This is a genomic window from Gordonia sp. (in: high G+C Gram-positive bacteria) (genome assembly GCF_049299075.1).
In the GTDB taxonomy this organism is placed as follows: Bacteria; Actinomycetota; Actinomycetes; order Mycobacteriales; family Mycobacteriaceae; genus Gordonia.
Window position 1 is genome coordinate 1 of record NZ_JBAQWU010000050.1, and the last position, 1657, is coordinate 1657.

The 1657-nt window shown below is 69.9% G+C and carries 1 protein-coding gene; it reads left to right on the top strand.

The window, feature by feature from the left end:
* On the top strand, positions 1-1657 hold a 1657-nt coding region (locus WAW85_RS01875), incomplete at both ends, for a DEAD/DEAH box helicase (RefSeq protein ID WP_422557965.1).

Below are 1657 nucleotides of genomic sequence, written 5' to 3' on the forward strand. Positions count from 1 at the left end.
CGCCGCCGGACAAGACACCCTGGTCATCGCGCCGACCGGCTCGGGTAAAACGCTCGCCGCCTTCCTGTGGGCGATCGACAAGCTCGCCGCTGGCGCCGCCCCGGCGCGGCCGGTGAAACCGGGCGTCACAGTCCTCTACATCTCCCCACTCAAAGCGCTGGCGGTCGACGTCGAGCGCAATCTGTCGGCCCCGCTGGTCGGCATTGGCCACGCCGCCGCCGAACTCGGCGTGCCCGCGCCTTCGGTGTCGGTCGGCGTGCGGTCGGGTGACACCCCGGCGGCGGTACGGCGCACCCTGGTCAGCAACCCGCCGGACATCCTGATCACCACCCCCGAGTCGCTGTACCTGATGCTCACCTCGGCCGCGCGCGAAACCCTCCGCGACGTCCGGACCGTCATCGTCGACGAGATTCACGCCCTCGCCCCGACTAAACGCGGCAGCCACCTGGCGCTCTCGCTGGAGCGGCTCGACCAGCTCACCGAGACGCCCGCACAACGGATCGGACTCTCGGCCACAGTCCGACCGCCGGACACGGTCGCGCAGTTCCTCTCCGGCTCCCCACCGGCCACCGTGGTGCAGCCTCCCGCGCAGAAGACTTTCGATCTGCGCGTCGACGTCCCCGTCGCGGACATGACTAATCTCCCGGTGCCGCCGCGCGATTCCGACCTCGACGACGCCTTTTCCCCAACGGCCGGTTCACTGTGGCCGTTCGTCGAGGAAGCGATCGTCGACCAGATCGAGCAGAACCGCTCGACCATTGTCTTCGCCAACTCCCGTCGCCTCGCCGAACGGCTCACCGCGCGGCTCAACCAGATCGCCGCCGAGCGCGCGGGCATCGAGCTCGACACCGGACCCAACCGCCAGGTGCCGGGCGGCATGCCGTCGACGTTCAACGTCGGGATCGTCGCCGCTGGGGCGCCGCCACTCCTCGCCCGCGCCCACCACGGGTCGGTGAGCAAAGAGCAGCGCGCCGAGATCGAGGACCAACTCAAGTCCGGACTGCTGCGCTGCGTGGTCGCGACCAGTTCCCTGGAGCTGGGCATCGATATGGGGGCAGTGGACCTGGTGATCCAGGTGGAGACCCCGCCGTCGGTCGCCTCCGGCCTGCAACGCATCGGTCGGGCAGGCCACCAGGTCGGCGAGATCAGCAAAGGCATCGTCTTTCCCAAACACCGCACCGATCTCCTCGGCGCCACCGTGGCTACCGCACGCATGCTCACCGGCGAGATCGAGCACCTGCGCGTCCCCCGCAACCCGCTGGACATCCTCGCCCAGCAGACGGTCGCCGCCACCGCAGTGGACGACGTCGACGTCAACGACTGGTTCGATGTCGTCCGCCGCGCCGCCCCCTACCGGGAGCTCACCCGCGACGTGTACGACGGCGTGCTCGACCTGATTTCCGGCCGCTACCCATCCGACGAGTTCGCCGGGCTGTCCGCCCGCGTCGACTACGACCGCGCCACCGGCACGCTCACCGCCCGCCGCGGCACCCTGCGCATCGCCGTCACCTCCGGCGGCACCATCCCCGACCGCGGCCTGTTCGGCGTCTTCCTCGCCGCGGACAGCTCCCTGAGCTCGTCCGGCCCCCTGAGCTCTGTCGAAGGGCGGTCCCTGAGCTCTGTCGAAGGGTGGTCGTCATCTAGGACTCCTCGGTTC